The sequence below is a fragment of the Thermopolyspora sp. NPDC052614 genome, from assembly GCF_040678635.1.
Taxonomy (GTDB): Bacteria; Actinomycetota; Actinomycetes; order Streptosporangiales; family Streptosporangiaceae; genus Thermopolyspora.
On sequence record NZ_JBFATZ010000010.1, the window covers coordinates 93,243 to 108,620 of the forward strand.

The 15,378-nt window shown below is 68.6% G+C and carries 13 protein-coding genes; 8 read left to right on the forward strand and 5 right to left on the reverse strand.

Going from position 1 to position 15,378, the window contains the following annotated elements; all coding sequences use genetic code 11:
* Window positions 1-165 precede the first annotated feature (165 nt).
* Together AB0K60_RS22015 and AB0K60_RS22020 are read left to right on the forward strand one after the other, a co-directional pair.
* Window positions 166-369 (forward strand): hypothetical protein, encoded by a 204-nt coding sequence (locus tag AB0K60_RS22015; RefSeq protein WP_364057850.1) that lies wholly within the window; start codon window positions 166-168, stop codon window positions 367-369.
* A gap of 68 nt (window positions 370-437) precedes the next feature.
* Window positions 438-1,577 (forward strand): cystathionine gamma-synthase, encoded by a 1,140-nt coding sequence (locus AB0K60_RS22020; protein ID WP_364057853.1) that lies wholly within the window; start codon window positions 438-440, stop codon window positions 1,575-1,577.
* A 44-nt stretch (window positions 1,578-1,621) separates the two neighbouring features.
* On the opposite strand, the gene AB0K60_RS22025 is transcribed toward AB0K60_RS22020, so the two are convergent.
* From AB0K60_RS22025 to AB0K60_RS22035, 3 genes are all read right to left on the reverse strand, one after another.
* Window positions 1,622-2,059: a hypothetical protein gene (locus AB0K60_RS22025; RefSeq protein ID WP_364057856.1), complete on the reverse strand. Its 438-nt coding sequence runs from the start codon at window positions 2,057-2,059 to the stop codon at window positions 1,622-1,624.
* Window positions 2,060-2,391: 332 nt separating this feature from the next.
* Window positions 2,392-4,401 (reverse strand): hypothetical protein, encoded by a 2,010-nt coding sequence (locus tag AB0K60_RS22030; RefSeq protein WP_364057859.1) that lies wholly within the window; start codon window positions 4,399-4,401, stop codon window positions 2,392-2,394.
* Between the two features lie 210 nt (window positions 4,402-4,611).
* Entirely contained in the window at window positions 4,612-6,024 is a 1,413-nt protein-coding gene (locus AB0K60_RS22035; protein ID WP_364057862.1) for a sigma 54-interacting transcriptional regulator, read from the reverse strand.
* Window positions 6,025-6,176: 152 nt separating this feature from the next.
* Here AB0K60_RS22035 and AB0K60_RS22040 point away from each other — a divergent pair, with 152 nt between their 5' ends.
* Window positions 6,177-7,367 (forward strand): FIST N-terminal domain-containing protein, encoded by a 1,191-nt coding sequence (locus tag AB0K60_RS22040; protein ID WP_364057865.1) that lies wholly within the window; start codon window positions 6,177-6,179, stop codon window positions 7,365-7,367.
* A gap of 337 nt (window positions 7,368-7,704) precedes the next feature.
* Here AB0K60_RS22040 and AB0K60_RS22045 read toward each other — a convergent pair whose 3' ends face one another.
* Both AB0K60_RS22045 and AB0K60_RS22050 read right to left on the reverse strand, forming a co-directional pair.
* The gene (locus AB0K60_RS22045; RefSeq protein ID WP_364057868.1) at window positions 7,705-7,941 is read right to left on the reverse strand and encodes a hypothetical protein; all 237 of its coding nucleotides are present in this window, start codon (window positions 7,939-7,941) and stop codon (window positions 7,705-7,707) included.
* 83 nt (window positions 7,942-8,024) lie between these two features.
* On the reverse strand, window positions 8,025-8,189 hold the full coding sequence (locus AB0K60_RS22050) for a hypothetical protein (protein WP_364057871.1): 165 nt from the start codon (window positions 8,187-8,189) through the stop codon (window positions 8,025-8,027).
* Window positions 8,190-8,304: 115 nt separating this feature from the next.
* Here AB0K60_RS22050 and AB0K60_RS22055 point away from each other — a divergent pair, with 115 nt between their 5' ends.
* From AB0K60_RS22055 to AB0K60_RS22075, 5 genes are all read left to right on the forward strand, one after another.
* Window positions 8,305-9,726, forward strand: coding sequence for a helix-turn-helix transcriptional regulator (locus AB0K60_RS22055; RefSeq protein ID WP_364057874.1), 1,422 nt, complete (start codon window positions 8,305-8,307; stop codon window positions 9,724-9,726).
* A gap of 221 nt (window positions 9,727-9,947) precedes the next feature.
* Window positions 9,948-12,047, forward strand: a complete 2,100-nt coding sequence (locus AB0K60_RS22060) for an N-6 DNA methylase (protein ID WP_364057877.1) — start codon at window positions 9,948-9,950, stop codon at window positions 12,045-12,047.
* A complete protein-coding gene (locus AB0K60_RS22065; RefSeq protein WP_364057880.1) occupies window positions 12,047-13,339 on the forward strand; it encodes an AAA family ATPase in 1,293 nt (430 codons plus the stop codon). Before AB0K60_RS22060 ends, AB0K60_RS22065 begins: the two co-directional genes overlap by 1 nt.
* Window positions 13,336-13,971: a hypothetical protein gene (locus AB0K60_RS22070; RefSeq protein WP_364057883.1), complete on the forward strand. Its 636-nt coding sequence runs from the start codon at window positions 13,336-13,338 to the stop codon at window positions 13,969-13,971. Before AB0K60_RS22065 ends, AB0K60_RS22070 begins: the two co-directional genes overlap by 4 nt.
* A complete protein-coding gene (locus tag AB0K60_RS22075; protein WP_364057886.1) occupies window positions 13,968-15,377 on the forward strand; it encodes a hypothetical protein in 1,410 nt (469 codons plus the stop codon). The genes AB0K60_RS22070 and AB0K60_RS22075 overlap by 4 nt, the downstream gene beginning before the upstream one ends.
* Window position 15,378 lies beyond the last annotated feature (1 nt).

Consider the following 15,378-nt stretch of genomic DNA (forward strand, 5'->3'; position numbering starts at 1 on the left):
GTCGCCCACGGTCCCAGAGCGTAGGACCAACGGACGACCGTGGGCATCGGCTATTCGGCTGAGGCCGGTCGGCCGGAGACCACCTGTTCAGCCGAGGCGCCCGGGGGCGCTCCCGGCGCATGCTTGAGGCACCTACCCAAACAGGGGATCAAACAGGGGGTCATCATGATCATCATCGGAACCGTGCTCGCCGCCCTGGCCGTGCTGGCGCTGGCGCTCTGCGCGCTCGCCGACCCGGTGCTGCTCTCCCGCGTGAACGGCGAGCACGCCGAGGGCGCCAGCGGCCGTCACATCGCGGCGCGTCCCGAGCCGACCGCCCCGCTCGCCGTCCTGCCTGCCGTGGCCCAGGAGGGCCTCGCCGCCGCCTGACCCATGAGGCCGCCGAGACCTCCGGAGAAGAGGCTCCCGGCCCCGGCCCGCGGGCTAGGCTCGGGTGCATGACAGAAGGCTTTGAGACGCTGGCCATCCACGCAGGTCAGGAGGCCGACCCGCACACGGGGGCGGTGGTCGTCCCGATTTACGCCACCTCCACCTACAAGCAGGACGGCGTGGGGGGTCTGCGGTCGGGCTACGAGTACAGCCGGTCGGCGAACCCCACGCGGACGGCGCTGGAGGAGTGCCTCGCGGCGCTGGAGGGGGGCACGCGGGGGTTGGCGTTCGCCTCCGGGCTCGCGGCCGAGGACGCGATCCTGCGGGCGCTGTGCGTGCCGGGGGATCACGTCATCATCCCCAGCGACGCATACGGCGGGACCTATCGGCTCTTCGCCAAGGTGTACGAGCGGTGGGGGCTGACGTTCGACCCCGCGCCGCTCGGCGACATCGACGCCGTCCGGGCGGCGGTGACCGATTCGACCCGGATGATCTGGGTGGAGACGCCCACCAATCCGCTGCTTGGCGTGGCCGACATCGCCGCGCTGGCGCAGGTGGCCCGCGAGGCGGGCGCGACGCTCGTGGTGGACAACACGTTCGCCTCGCCGTACCTGCAGCAACCGCTCGCCCTCGGAGCGGACATCGTCGTACATTCCACCACAAAGTATCTCGGCGGCCACTCGGACGTGGTCGGCGGCGCGCTCGTCACCGCCGACGCGGAGCTGGGCGAGCGGCTCGCCTTCCACCAGAACGCGATGGGCGCGGTGGCCGGGCCGTTCGACGCCTGGCTCACCCTGCGCGGAGCCAAGACCCTCGCCGTACGCATGGACCGGCACTGCGACAACGCCGAGCGCGTCGTCGAGCTGCTGAGCGCGCACCCGAAGGTGACCCAGGTGCTCTATCCGGGCCTGCCCGGACATCCCGGGCACGAGGCCGCGGCCAAGCAGATGCGGCGGTTCGGCGGCATGGTGTCGTTCCGCGTGGCGGGCGGCCCGGACGAGGCGGTACGCGTATGCGAGCGCACGCGGCTGTTCACGCTCGGCGAGTCGCTCGGCGGCGTCGAGTCGCTGATCGAGCACCCCGGACGGATGACCCACCAATCGGTCGCGGGCTCGCCGCTGGAGGTACCGGACGATCTCGTCCGGCTCTCGGTCGGCATCGAGTCGATCGACGACCTGCTCGCCGATCTCACCGAGGCGCTCCGCTAGTCTCCGCCGTGGCGCGGGCCGGAACCCGGCCCGCGCGGCCGGCACTAGTGCGGCGGGTTGAAGAAGACCATCAGGACGAGGATCACCAGCCAGAGCAGCGAGACGATGCCGCCGAACGCGGCGATCCGCCCGGTCTGCACCTTCGCGTCATCCTCCGGCGTCTCACTGGACAGCGCTCGTACGGCCGTGCCCTGGTCGCGGTCGATCACCACCAGCAGCACCGCGCCCACGATGAACAACGTCATCGACACCGACAGATACGGCGCGCCGAGGGCGCTGCGCCCCAGCAGCGCACCGAACAGGAAGACGCCGAGCGTGAGGAAGCCGAAGATCCGGGTTCCCCGGTGCAGGTACCGCACCACCTCGACATTCTTCTGCCGGATATAGCGGGGTGTGGCCCCGGTCAGCGCGGCGACCGGGCCGATCGTGAAAATGGCGAACGCGATGTGCAGCCACAGCAGCACCTTGTCGAGAAACGACATGGGCCTGAGAGTAGCGGTTCAGTGATCGGATAAACAGCGCGGACCTCCAACCATTCGCCGCCCATCTGCCCGCATTCCAGACATTTGCGCTTGTCACGGCTCTCGCGACCGATGCCACGACCGCAGCACTCGCCGTGCGCCCCTTGGCCGCCGCGACGCGACGCATGGCGCTGACCGGGCCTCTTGGACGGCGTCTGGCCTGGTGCACATCACACCAGGCCAGACGTTATGCGCCGTCTCCTTCTGCGTTATCGCTGCGCTGTGTCCTCTTGCGCCGCGTCGGCGCGTCGATGTGCGGCGCTGACCGGCGCCTTTTGGACGGCGCTCAACGATCAGCGGCGGGTTCTCGCGCGGAGGAAGTCGCTGACCACGTACTCGCCGAGGCGCTCGGCGCTGGGGGAGAAGACCCGGCCCCCGTTGCGGCGGGCGACCTCGTCGACGAAGACCTTGAGGCGCTCGTCGGCGGCGAGCATGAAGACGTTGAGCGTGGCGCGGCGGCGGGTCATCTTGTCCACCTCCGCCAGGGTGAGTTCCAGGGTCTCCTTTGACGGCGGCCATTCGAACCAGTAGCGGCCGTTGCGCATCAGGTGGGCGGTGGGCTCGCCGTCGGTGACGATCAGGACGACCGGCTCGAAGTCGGGGTGGCGGTCCAGGTGGCGTCCGGCGATCAGCAGGGCGTGGTGCAGGTTGGTGCCCTGGACCATGTCCCAGTCGAGGCCGGCCAGCTCGTCGGGCTGGAGCACCCGGGCGTAGTTGGAGAAACCGATGATCTGCACGGCGTCCTGGGGGAACTTCGTCGATACCAGGGCCTGCAGGGCGAGCGCGGTCTGCTTGGCGACCGCCCAGGTGCCGCGCAGGGCCATCGAGTACGACAGGTCGACCAGCAGGCAGACGGCCGCGGCGGTGCGGCGCTCGGTTTCGGCCACCTCGAAGTCGTCCACCGACAGGCGCACGCCCGCCCGCCCGTCGCCCGCCCGCCTATCGCCCGGCCGCCTATCGCCCGCCCGCCTATCGCCCACCCGGACGCCGCCGCGCCGTACGCCGTTGACGACGGTGCGGACCACGTCGATCGGCTGCTCGTCGCCGAAGCGCCAGGGGCGGGAGGCGCCGGTGAGCTCCCCGGCGGCCCCGGCGTCGTGCTGGTCGTGGTCGCCGCGGCGGCCCGAGTCCAGCGACGAGAACACGCGGCGCAGCGCGGTCTCGCCGAGGCGGCGCACCGCCTTCGGGGTGAGTTCCAGCTTGCCGCGCTGGCGGCGCAGATAGCCCTGCTCCTCCAGTTCGCGCTCGATGCGGCGCAGGGCCTCCAGGTCATCGACGGCCGAACGGCCGAGGGCGCGTCGTACGGCGGCCTCGTCGATGTCGTCGAGCCGGGCGCCGGGGTAGTCCTGCCGCAGCGCGGCCTCCAGCTCGCCGAGGTCGGACAGCTCCTGCAGGGCGGTGGTGGCGTCGCCCATGCCGAGCGGGTCGTCGCCGGTCATCCGCTCCGGCGTGTCCCAGGCCAGGTCGGGGCGGCGGTTGTAGAGGGACTCGCCGAGGCGGCGCATCTCGTCGGCGAGGCCGGCCTGCTCCAGGGTCTGGTTCATCAGCGCCTGCAGCTCGGCGCGCTGCTCGGGGCTGAGCGAGGCGAGCAGGCGCTGCGCGGCGGCGGCGCGGCGGGCGAGGATGTCGACGAGCTCTTCGAGGTTGCGCGGGTTCTCCGGGAAGAACTCCCCGTGCTTCTCCATGAACCGGTCGAAGTCGGCCTGGGTGTGCTGGCCTCGGGCGTCTTTGTCGAGCATGTCGTTGAGGTCCGACAGCATCTGGCGGACCCGTTCCATCGCCTGCGGGTCCGGGTTCGCCAGGGCCTCGCGCATGCCGCGGAACCGGCTGTCGAGCACCTCGCGGCGCAGCAGGTCGCGCAGCTCCTCGAAGGTCCGCCGCGCGGCCTCCGAGCGCCACTGGTAGGAGCTGAGGCGCTGGATCGCCCCGGCGGTGTCGTCCGGCAGCGCGTCGAGCTCGGCCTCGCGCATGCGGGCGTCGTCGCTCGGGTCGGGGAACAACTCGGCACGTTCCTGGCCGATCGCCTTGTCGAGCAGCGCTCGCGCCCGTTCGAGGGTGCCGTCTAGCCGCCCGCGTTCGCGCAGCTCGCGGCGGCGCTGCCGGACCTGCCGGAGCAGCTCGTCGAGGCCGCGCCGGTCCTGCCGACCGGGCAGGCCGCGCCGCAGCAGGTCGCGCAGGGCGTCCATCGGGGTGGAGCCGGACAGGATCGCGTCGCCCATCTCGTCGAGGACGGCACGGACGTCGTACGGCGGGGCCAGCGGATCCGGCCCGTCGTGATATTCGCCGTAACGGTAGCCGCTCATCGCGTGCTCCTTCGCTGGAGACCCCGGGCCGCGGCCCGGGAAGGGAATGCGAACCGGCCGCGTCGTGGTGGCGCGGGGAACGCGGATCCGCCGCCGAGGGAATGGGACCGTGACGGTCCGTGCTCCCGGGCGAGCCGTTCCGTCCCGGGAGTCGTGCTCCTCGGCGCCGTCATCGGGACCTCCCGTGCGCCGTGACCGGCCCGCGGGCGCTCAGGTGCGGTAACGGGCACCGCCCCCCTCGATGTCGTCCTTGGACAGGCGGCGCATGAGGTAGAGCCCCTCCAGGGCGAACTCCAGCGCGGCGGCGGCGTGCCCGGGGGACTCGTCGCCCTCGCCCATGCCGAGCGCGGACATGATCTTGGACAGGCCGCTCACCGGGCCGATCTGCCGCAGCAGCTCGGCGGCCGGGACCAGCTCGCCGGACTCGATCTGCGCGCCCTCGGTGAACTTGTCGAGCAGCGGCGACAGGTCCATGCCGCCCAGCGTGCCGCGGAACACCTCGGCGGTGGCCCGGCGCAGCAGGTGGGCCAGCACCTCGGTCTCCCGGCCCTCCTCGCTCACCTCGAACTCGACCTTGCCGCGCAGGGTGTGCACCACCGCGGGCAGGTCGCAGACGCGGGTCACGGCCAGGTCCTCGCCGGCGATCGCGGCCCGCCGTACGGCGGAGGCGGCGGCGGTCTCGGCGGCGGCGATGGAGAACCGTGCCGAGACGCCGGAGCGGGCGTCCACGGCGGTGGACTCGCGTACCAGCCGGGTGAACCGGGCGATCACCTCGACGAGGTGCTCGGGCAGGTCGGCCCCGAGGGTGACCCAGTCGAGCTCGGCCTCCTGCCGGATCAGCCGCAGCTCGGCGTCGAGGTCGATCGGGTAGTGGGTGCGGATCTCCGCGCCGAAGCGGTCCTTCAGCGGCGTGATGATCCGGCCCCGGTTGGTGTAGTCCTCGGGGTTGGCGCTGGCGATCAGCAGGATGTCCAGCGGCAGGCGCAGGTTGTAGCCGCGGACCTGGATGTCGCGTTCCTCCAGGACGTTCAGCAGCGACACCTGGATGCGCTCGGCGAGGTCGGGCAGCTCGTTGACGGAGAAGATCCCCCGGTTGGTACGCGGCACCAGGCCGTAGTGCACGGTCTCCGGGTCGCCCAGTGTGCGCCCCTCGGCGATCTTGATGGGGTCGACGTCGCCGATCAGGTCGCCCACCGAGGTGTCGGGGGTGGCGAGCTTCTCGCCGTAGCGCTCGTCGCGGTGCTTCCACGCCACCGGCAGGTCGTCACCCTTCTCCTCGGCGAGCCTGCGGCAGCGCACGCATACCGGGGCGTACGGATGATCGTTGATCTCGCAGCCCTCGACGACGGGGGTCCACTCGTCGAGCAGGCCGGTGATCGTACGAATGAGACGGGTCTTGCCCTGCCCGCGCTCGCCGAGCAGGACCAGGTCGTGACCGGCGAGGAGGGCCCGTTCCAGGTGGGGCAGCACGGTATCGTCGAAGCCGATGATCCCCGGGAAGCGCGTCTGTCCGGAACGCAGCCGGGCGAGGAGGTTCTCCCGGATCTCGGCTTTGACGGTGCGGTGGACGTGGCCGCTCTCGCGCAGTTCACGCAGAGTGTGAGCCTCTGGGTTTGGATGCACGGGAACGAGACTATGTCCCCTTCCCGCCATCGCGCACGCGACCGCCGTTCTGGATCTCCTCGCAACGAGTGGCGGATCGAACGCGTTGTTGCCCATCTAGTGGGGAGAATCGGGCCAAGGGGATTAGTCGGACCTAGTGAAAGGCGAGACGCATGACAGTGTTGACAAGTCGGTTCGCCGACGGTCTCGCCGTGGGCGATGTGGGATCCGATCTGGTGGCGACCGCGGAATCGGCGGTGGGGCAGGCGCTGGCGGGCCTGTCCGGTTCCCCGGACCTGGTGTGCTTCTTCATCTGCGGTGACGACCCCGACGACGTGACCAGGGCGGGCCTGCGGGCCATGGAGATGGCCCGCCGGGCCGGACCGGGCACGCGCGTGATCGGATGCAGTTCCACGGGCGTCATCGGCGACGGCCGGGGCATCGAGGTGACCCCGTCGGTGAGCGCGTGGGCGGCCACCCTCGACGAGGCCAGGATCACCACGTTCAGCCTGGAGACGCTGCGCGCCGAGGACCGCTTCGTGGTCGTCGGCCTGCCGGAGCGGGAGGCCGACGACCGCGCCGCCATCCTGCTCGCCGACCCCTACAGCTTCCCGACCGACGCCTTCGTCGAACGCTCCTCGCAGGTCCTCGGCGACCTCCCGCTCATCGGCGGGCTCGCCAACGGACTCCAGGGCCGCGGCTCGGTCCGGCTGTTCGCCGACGGCGAGGTGCACACCGAGGGGGCGATCGGCGTCCTGCTCGGCGGCCCGATCAACGTGGACACCGTGGTCAGCCAGGGCTGCCGCCCGATCGGCCAGACCATGGTCGTCACCGCCGCCGAGGACAACCTGCTGCTCGAACTCGCAGGCCAGCCCGCCCTGGCCCGCCTGGAGGAGCTCGTCAGCGCCCTCGACGAGGAGGACAGGGATCTCGTCGCCAGCGGCCTGCAGATCGGCATCGCCATGGACGAGTACGCCGAACGCCACGAGCGCGGCGACTTCCTCATCCGCGGCGTCCTCGGCATCGACCCCGAACGCGAGGCGGTCGCCATCGGCGACATCGTCGAGATCGGCCGCACCGTCCGCTTCCAGGTCCGCGACGCCGCCACCGCCGACGAGGACCTCTACGAACTCCTCGACGAGTACGTGGAACAGGGCGGGCGCGTGGACGGCGCGCTGCTGTTCTCCTGCAACGGCCGCGGCTCCACCATGTTCGGCACCGCCGACCACGACCCGGTCGCCATCCGCGAGACCCTCGGCCCGATCGGCGTCGCCGGATTCTTCGCCGCGGGCGAGATCGGACCCGTCGCCGGACACAACCACGTGCACGGCTTCACCGCGTCCATGCTCATCTTCCGCGGCTGACGGGCCGGATCCGCAGGCGGAGGGCGCGGGCCGGGGCGGTCACCGTTGTCGAAGACCACTTCGCCTGCGTCCGCGTCTCGCCGGGCGCGAGCGACGATCGGGCCGTACCGGTAGTCCGGATAGGGAAACATCCACATGTCCAGGATTGCCTGGCGGATGGTTCCCGAAGCGTCGGGAGGCATCGTGCGCAAGGCATCGATCAAGCGGTGCCGGGCGGTGGCGAACGTGTCGGTCACCCCGCGCACGCCGTTCCCATCGCCGTCGTGGGCGTCGTAGGTGTACAACGGCTGCGGCCACGCCCAGGGGGAGGGCCCGTCCGCGCTGTTCTCGCCGCCGCTCATGGCGCACGCACCACGGCCCGGCTCGTCCGCACGGGCTCATCGGTCACCCGGGAGCCCGACTCGGCCTGCCGCATCCGCGCCTGCAAGCCCACAACCGTCTGCGCCTCCACCGCCGGCAGGCCCGGCAGCGGTCCCACCGGGACCGCATAAAATCTGCGCGCCCACACCCGGTACATCACGAGCCAGCGCGGCTCGATCAGGTCCAGCCCGGCCGCCGCCGCTCTCTGGCGCACGTCCCAGGGGATGCGCGTCCATGCCACACGCGTCCTGCCCGGACGATGCCTTCCCGCGCCGCGGCCGTCTCCGCGAGTCGTCCTCATCGCCGCCCCCGCGTCATGGCGGCGGCCGTGAACCGGACGTCCGCGATCGGCGGGGTGCCGCCCATGCGCGCGATCGGTCGTGGCTGAGCGGCGATCGCGCGGGGATCCCAGATCGTCGCCGAGCGCTCTGCGTGTGCGTCGATGACAGTAAGGTCCGTCACCAGGTCGTACCTCCGATGCGGCCGAGGGACCCGTACGGCGTCGCCATCGCCTGCGGGTCCCGATTTTCCGTGCCATTGCCTTGGCGTGGTGCCATAGTTGAGGTAGCTCAACGTGATGGACAAGAAACGTTTCGTTGTCGCGCTTGTGGACGCGACGTGCTGCAACGGATCGCGAGGGGACATGGGCGGACAATCGGTGACGAGCGGTCAAACCCCTTGGGCCGGGTTCGGGGCGGTTCTGCGGATCTGGCGGGATCGCCGGGGGATCAGCCTGCGGCAGCTCGCCGAGCAGATCAGGTGGGATCACTCGGTGATCGCCAGGTGGGAGCAGGGCAAGAATCCGCCGTCGGCCGACGCGATCAAGGCGCTTGAGGGCGCCTTGGACACGGGCGGGGAGTTGACGGAGGTGGCCTTGCGCGCGCAGGCCATGGAAGTCGAACGGCTACGGGGAGAGATCCGGCGGTTGCAGGGACGTACGCTGCCCGCGACGCCCAAGAATGCAGAGGATGATGAGATGGAACGCCGCGCGGCCATGCAGGTCCTCGCCGCGCTCGGGACCACGGCGGTGGTCCCGCCGAGCGCGATTCAGACGATTCTCTCCGGCGTGAACCGCGCCATCGGCGAGCGGGACGACTTCGGCCTCGACGAGTGGGAACGGACCGTCTGGGAGTACGCCTACCGGGGAACGACGGGGCCGCTCGGGTCTTTGATCCCGAGCATTGCGGCCGACATCATCGAGGTGGGCCGTCTCCTCGACCGGAACACGAATCCGCTCCAACGCGCCGGGCTGTTGCGGGTCAGCTCCCAGCTTGCCGCTCTCCTGGCCGGGGAACTCGACGATATGGGCAACTATCACGCCGCGTGGCAATCGCGGCGTACCGCCCGCCGTGCCGCCGACGCCTCGGGAGACCGGGACCTGGCCGTCTGGATCCGCGCCAGGGAGGCCTCGGGCGCGTATTACACAGGTAAGCCTGGGCAGATCGTCATAGGACTGACCGATGAGGCGATCGGGCTTGCTCAGAATGCTCCGAGTGCCGGTCTCGCCAGAGCGTACGAGGCCCGCGCGTTCGCACTTGCCGCGCAGGGCGACAGGACGGGCGCTCGTGACGCGGTGCGCAACTTGTCCGAGGTGTTCGATCGGCTACCGCGAACCGTCACCACCAACCGGCATTCCATCGGGTTCAGCTTCCCGGAGGAAGCCGCGCACTGGGCGGCCGCTCACGTTTCCGCGCTCGTCGACGACAGGCGGAAGTCGTCTCGGGTGCTCGACGAGACGCTTGCGACATACCCGCCTGAATTGGTGCATGGCGTCGCGAATCTCCAGTACCTGCAGGCCCTTAGTCTCATCCGTGACCGCGACATCAGCGGTGGTCTGGAGCACGCCCTGACAAGTGCTCCGGGACTCCCCGTCAACGCGGCTCGCCGACGTATCACGAGTGAGATGATCAAGGCTCTGCCCGAGAAGGCCCGCGCACTACCGGCCGCTCAGGACTTGCGCGCACTCACGGCCTTGAACACATCGTCACGGGCTGTGTGACAACTTCCGTTCGCCGGGCGCGGGGGCCGGATCCTTCGCCCGGCGTTGATATCGATTTGTCGGACTCTGCCCCTAATGTGGCCGTTGTAGGCGGCGAGTCCTGTGGCTTCCGCAGTCGGCGGGGCCGCTGAACCATAGGATTTCGTGTCTGAGCTAGAGCGGTCACGTCCGTCGGCGCGGTGCCACGGGCGGTACGGCACTGAAGATGAGGGTGGCGGCGGATGGAACAGGTCGGCTTGGACATCGGAGTGCAGGAGCAGACGTCGGTCGAGGCCGAGGAACCCGAGGCTGACGTCGCCATCGACTCGCTGGCCGACGACGAGACGATCGACTACATCACCGGGAAGAAGGTCAAACTCAAGGGCAACGAGGCGGTGCGGCAGCGCATCGCCCGTGCGCTCTTCCACGAGTACGGCATCTCGGTCGACGACATGGAACGGGACTTCCCGATCCAGATCAACATCGACGGCCGACGGAAGGTGACCAAGAAGGCGGACATCGCCATTTTCGCGCCCGGTACCGATCACACGCTGCCGAACCTGCGCCGAGTCGTCATCTGCAAGCCGGAGCCGAAGGCCGGCCGGACCGTCACCAAGATCCGTACGTTCGCGCAGGCGCAGAAGGATATCGAGGAGTTGCAGACGCTCCTCGGCACCGAGAGCACGCCGTTGCTCCAGTACGGCATGTGGACCAACGGGCTCGACATCTTCTATCTATACAAGGAACCGAACAGGTTCGGCGCCCGCTTCGACGAGCTCGCCTACTGGCCCAAGGCCGACGAGGAGATCGGCAGCGCCACCGTGGCATCGGTGGCGCGGCTGCGGCGCGGCGAGGCGGACATGCTCCGGCTGGCCTTCCGCCGCTGCCACAACTACATCCACGGCAACGAGGGCATGTCCAAGGACGCCGCCTTCTGGCAGTTCCTCTACCTGCTGTTCGCCAAGATGTACGACGAGCGGGTCAGCCGGCAGTACAACCGGCCGCCTCGCTTCTACCTGCTGCCCTCGGAGGCGTCATCCGAGGAGGGCCGCAAGGCGATCGAGAAGCGGATCCTCGACCTGTTCGACGATGTGAAGGACGAGTATTCGTTCTTCAACGCAGGCGATCTGATCACGCTGTCGCCCCGCGCCCTCGCCTTCATCGTGGCCGAGCTCGCCCCTTACGACCTGTCCGGCACCGACATGGACGTCAAGGGAGTGGCATATCAGGAGTTGGTCGGCACCAACCTGCGTGGCGACCGAGGGCAGTACTTCACGCCCAGCGGCGCGGTCGAGCTCGTCGTGAAGATCCTCGACCCGAAGCCCGGGGAGAAGGTTCTCGACCCGGCCTGCGGGACGGGCGGGTTCCTGCGGGAGACCTTGCGCCACATGCTCAACAAGTGGCGGGCCGAGGAACACACCGAAGGGCTGCCCGACACCGAGGCTCAGTTGATCGACCATCAGGCGCGGCTCGCGAAGTACGCCGAGGAGTGCCTGTTCGGCGCGGACTTCGACCGCACTCTGGTCCGGGCCACGACCATGAGCATCATGACGTTCACCGGAGCCGAGGGGAACGTCTACCACATGGACTCGCTGGCCTTCCCCGACGGGCACTTCCCCGACGTGGCCGAGGCCCGCAAGACCATCCCGGTGCCGAACAGCATCGACGTGCTGATGACGAATCCGCCCTTCGGCACCGACATCAAAATTGAAGAGGAGCACATCCTCGCCAAGTACCGTGACGGCGTCGCCCGGTCCTGGACCAGGGACAAGGAGACCGGCGAGCTGCAGCCCGGCGGCAAGGAACTGACGGGCGTCTCGCCCGAGCAGCTATTCGTGCAGCGGGCGGTGCAGTGGGTCAAACCGGGCGGACGCATCGGTATCGTCCTGCCGAACGGCCTGCTGTCCAATCCCGGCCCCTCCGACGAGGCGATTCGTCGCTGGATCCTGGATCACTGCTGGATACTGGCGAGCGTGGAACTGCCGGTCGAGACGTTCGTCGTTGAGGCGAACGTCAACATCCTCACCACGCTCCTCTTCCTGAAGAAGAAGACCGACAAGGAACGCATGGCCGCTGCCCGGGGTGCCCAACCGGACTACCCGGTCTTCATGGCGGTCGCGGAGAAGGTCGGTTTCGACCGGCGCGGCAACAAGGTCTTGAAACGGCATCCCAATGGCAAGGCCGTCGTTGAAGAGCACATCGAGCGGGAGCGCATCCGGATCGGCGGCAAGGACGTCGTCCGCACCTTCGTCCGCAAGCGGGAGGTCATCGACAACGACCTGCCGCTGATCGCGGAGGCGTACCACCGATTCCGCCAGAAGCATCCGGAACCGGGGATCTGATGATCACCAGAATCGAGGCCTACGGCTACCGCTGCTTCGAACGGCTCAGCATCGACCTCGGCCGGTACCACGTGCTGGCCGGGGCCAACGGGGCGGGCAAGACGACTCTGCTCGACATCCTGCCGCTCCTCGGCGACCTGCTGCGCCAGCCCAGGGCGACCCGCGCCTTTCTGGAACGGCGCAGGGACGACGCGCCGCCGCGGGCGCACACCCTCACCGAGCTCGTGCACAAGCAACGCGGCGACTCGATCGCCTTCGCGATCGAAGCCCGGCTGCCCGATCGGATCGTGGAGATCCTCGCCGAGACCTCCCGTGCCCAATTCACCCAACAGGTGCCCACCCACCTGCGCTATGAGTTGCGGCTGGGGGTCGAGCCGCGTTCGCTCGAAGTCGCCGACGAATACCTGTTCCTCTTTCCGGAGAAGGGCGCGCGTCCGGTCGCGGGCAAATTCCCGCAGGGGATCACCACCAGCGGACAGGCGCTCGCCGAGGCCGACTGGCAGCCGGTGATTCTCCGCGAAGGCAAGTCGGCCACCCGCTTCCTGCACGAGACCACCACACAGGGCAGCGACATTCCTCCGCTGCGTGTGCCGCCCGGCACTCTCGCGCTCGGGACCGTTCCCGCCGACCCAACGCTGTTCCCCGCCGCGCTGTGGTTCGCCGCGCTGCTTCGGGAAGGCGTCGTCTTCTTCGACCCGGACTGGTCGACCCTGCGCCGGCCCGCGCCGCCCGGCGGCCCCGCCCGCCTGGAGGAGTCCGGGCAGAACATCCCCTGGCTCGCCCGCGATCTGCAAACCTCCGACCCCGACCGGTTCGCCTCCTGGGTCGACCACGTCCGCACCGCGCTGCCCCAGGTCACCGGGGTGAAGGCGGTCGAACGCGAAGAGGACAACTACGCCTACTTCTCCGTCGAGTACGCCGGGGGATACCGGGTGACCTCATCTGGGCTCTCCGATGGAACGCTGCGCATCCTCGCCCTGACCCTCCTGCCCTACCTGGATGAGAAGGTGCTGCCGAAACTGCTGGTGACCGAGGAGCCGGAGAACGGTATCCACCCCCGTGCGATCGAGACGGTCGTGAACTCGCTGAGCGGCATGTACGACTCGCAGGTCTGGGTCTCCACCCACTCGCCGATCGTCCTGGCCAACACCGAGCTCGCGGACGTGCTCGCCGCCAGGCTCAACGCCGACGGCAGCGTCGAGGTCATCCCCGGCGACAAGCATCCCCGACTGGTCGAGTGGCGTGGCGGCATCGACATCGGCTCGCTGTTCGCAGCGGGGGTGCTGTCATGACCGGGCCTGCCAAGCGTGACGTCGTCTTCCTGCTCGCCGACGCGGGCATGGAGCAAATGCTCCTCGGGTTCCTCGGCCGACCGCGGTTTCACCTCAGCCTCGGCTGCGCGCCGTTCGCGTTCGACCCGCGCGAGGACGTCTTCGTCGCGCAGACCAGGGACCCCGGCGTGTACGGCACGGCACGCGAGTTCCTGCGCCCCTTCGAGCGAACGCACCGCAGGGCCGTGGTCATGCTCGACGCCGACTGGGTCGGCACCCCCGGCGCGGACGCGATCCACAAGCACATCACCCGTTGCCTCACCGAAGCGTGGGCGGAATTCGCCGTCGTGGTCATCGACCCCGAGCTGGAAGCCTGGATCTGGCAGGACAACCCGCAGGTCGCCCAGGCGCTCAAATGTCCGCCCGACTTCCGGCGCATCCTCGCTGACGCTCGGCTTTGGCCGTTGGACGCGGCCAAGCCGCCCCGCCCCAAGGAAGCCCTGGAGCACCTGCGCCGACCGCCCTACCGCGCCGACGGCTCCCGCGCCGCCTTCCGCCGCCTCGCCGAGCGCATCTCGGTACGGCACTGCGAGGACGCGGCGTTCAACCTCCTGCGTGACACGCTTCGCACCTGGTTCCCGGAGAACTCGTGAAAATCGTCGACATCGACTATCCCGTCCGCGCCAGTTGGATGGCGGAGCAGGGGTATCGTCTTGATCCCGGACCGTACATCTCGGAGACTTTTACGGCCCGAGCGTTCCTGGCCAGGGTTCCGAGGACCAACCCTCTTGGGGATATCACTCTGGATATTTTCCATGCGGGGCGATTCAGACGGCACTGGACAACCGATCCCGCGCACGGGGTTCCCTTCCTGTCGAGTGCGGACATTTTTGAGGCGGACCTGTCGTGGCTGCCGATGGTCACGCAGGAGTCGTTTGATGGAAATCCGAAACTTCCGCTGAAGCCCGGCTGGACCCTTATCACTTGCTCGGGTATGACTGCAGGACGTGTCACCTATGCGCGTCTCGATATGGACGGTTACGCGTGTAGTCAGGATGTGATGCGGGTTGTCCCGAATCCGGACAAGATTCCCGCCGGATACCTCTACACGTTTCTCGCGAGTCCGCTCGGCCTTGCGATGATCAAGGGTGGCATCTACGGCACGAGCGTCAAGCACATTGAACCGTCTCACATCGTCGACCTGCCGGTCCCGCGAGTGGGAGCCGAGGTCGAGCAGCAGATTGACGGTCTGATTCAGGAGGCGATGAAGCTCCGGTCACAGTTCCAGGCCGGGATCGTCGCGGCTACTCGTGACTTGTTCGAAAGCGCAGGGCTCCCCGAGCTCCTCGACCTACGCTGGCATGATCAACCCCGCGACATCGACTTCGCCGTCACGGGCCTCACCCCTACCAGTCTCCGTGCCCTCAACTATATCCCTCGCGCGCAGCGTATCATCGAACAAATTCGCTCTGTTCCTCATCGCGCACTCGGAGACATCTGCAAAGGTGGGAGATTGGGGAGGGGTCCACGTTTCAAGCGCGTAGAGAGTAACCCGTTCCATGGCACGAAACTAATCGGGCAACGCCAGGGTGTGTGGGCAAGGCCAGAAGGTCGATGGATCATCCTTGACCCCACCGAGTATGAAGAAGTCACGGTAGAGGATGAGACGGTCCTTATTGCTGCGACCGGTACCCTGGGCGATACTGAGGTGTACTGTCGAGCGGTGTTCGCCACTGGCAGATGGACGGATTTTGCATACACAGATCACTTCATCCGAGTGCGATCCGGTGATCGTGATATATCCAACCCATACCTCTTTGCTTTCCTGCGTTCGGAAGCCGCTTTTCGCTTGATGCGCTCTATGAGCGCAGGTGGTAAGCAGCAGGACATCCACGAAGAGCTACGTCGACAGTTGCCAGTGCCCGAGTGCACGCGTGCAGACCGGGAGCGGATCGCGGAGACCGTTCGAAACGCGTTTCGGTTGCGAGAGGAAGCCGACCTGAAGGAGGATCAAGCTCTTGCTCTGCTCACCGAAGCGGTAAGAGAGGCGGCCGGGTAGC

What these genes read in the sequence shown, in the direction of transcription:
- AB0K60_RS22015 (WP_364057850.1), top strand. Translation starts at nt 166, where the DNA reads ATGATCATCATCGGAACCGTGCTCGCCGCCCTGGCCGTGCTGGCGCTG.
- AB0K60_RS22065 (WP_364057880.1), top strand. Translation starts at nt 12,047, where the DNA reads ATGATCACCAGAATCGAGGCCTACGGCTACCGCTGCTTCGAACGGCTC.
- AB0K60_RS22025 (WP_364057856.1), bottom strand. Translation starts at nt 2,059, where the DNA reads ATGTCGTTTCTCGACAAGGTGCTGCTGTGGCTGCACATCGCGTTCGCC.
- AB0K60_RS22020 (WP_364057853.1), top strand. Translation starts at nt 438, where the DNA reads ATGACAGAAGGCTTTGAGACGCTGGCCATCCACGCAGGTCAGGAGGCC.
- AB0K60_RS22030 (WP_364057859.1), bottom strand. Translation starts at nt 4,401, where the DNA reads ATGAGCGGCTACCGTTACGGCGAATATCACGACGGGCCGGATCCGCTG.
- AB0K60_RS22055 (WP_364057874.1), top strand. Translation starts at nt 8,305, where the DNA reads ATGGACAAGAAACGTTTCGTTGTCGCGCTTGTGGACGCGACGTGCTGC.
- AB0K60_RS22060 (WP_364057877.1), top strand. Translation starts at nt 9,948, where the DNA reads ATGGAACAGGTCGGCTTGGACATCGGAGTGCAGGAGCAGACGTCGGTC.
- AB0K60_RS22070 (WP_364057883.1), top strand. Translation starts at nt 13,336, where the DNA reads ATGACCGGGCCTGCCAAGCGTGACGTCGTCTTCCTGCTCGCCGACGCG.
- AB0K60_RS22040 (WP_364057865.1), top strand. Translation starts at nt 6,177, where the DNA reads ATGACAGTGTTGACAAGTCGGTTCGCCGACGGTCTCGCCGTGGGCGAT.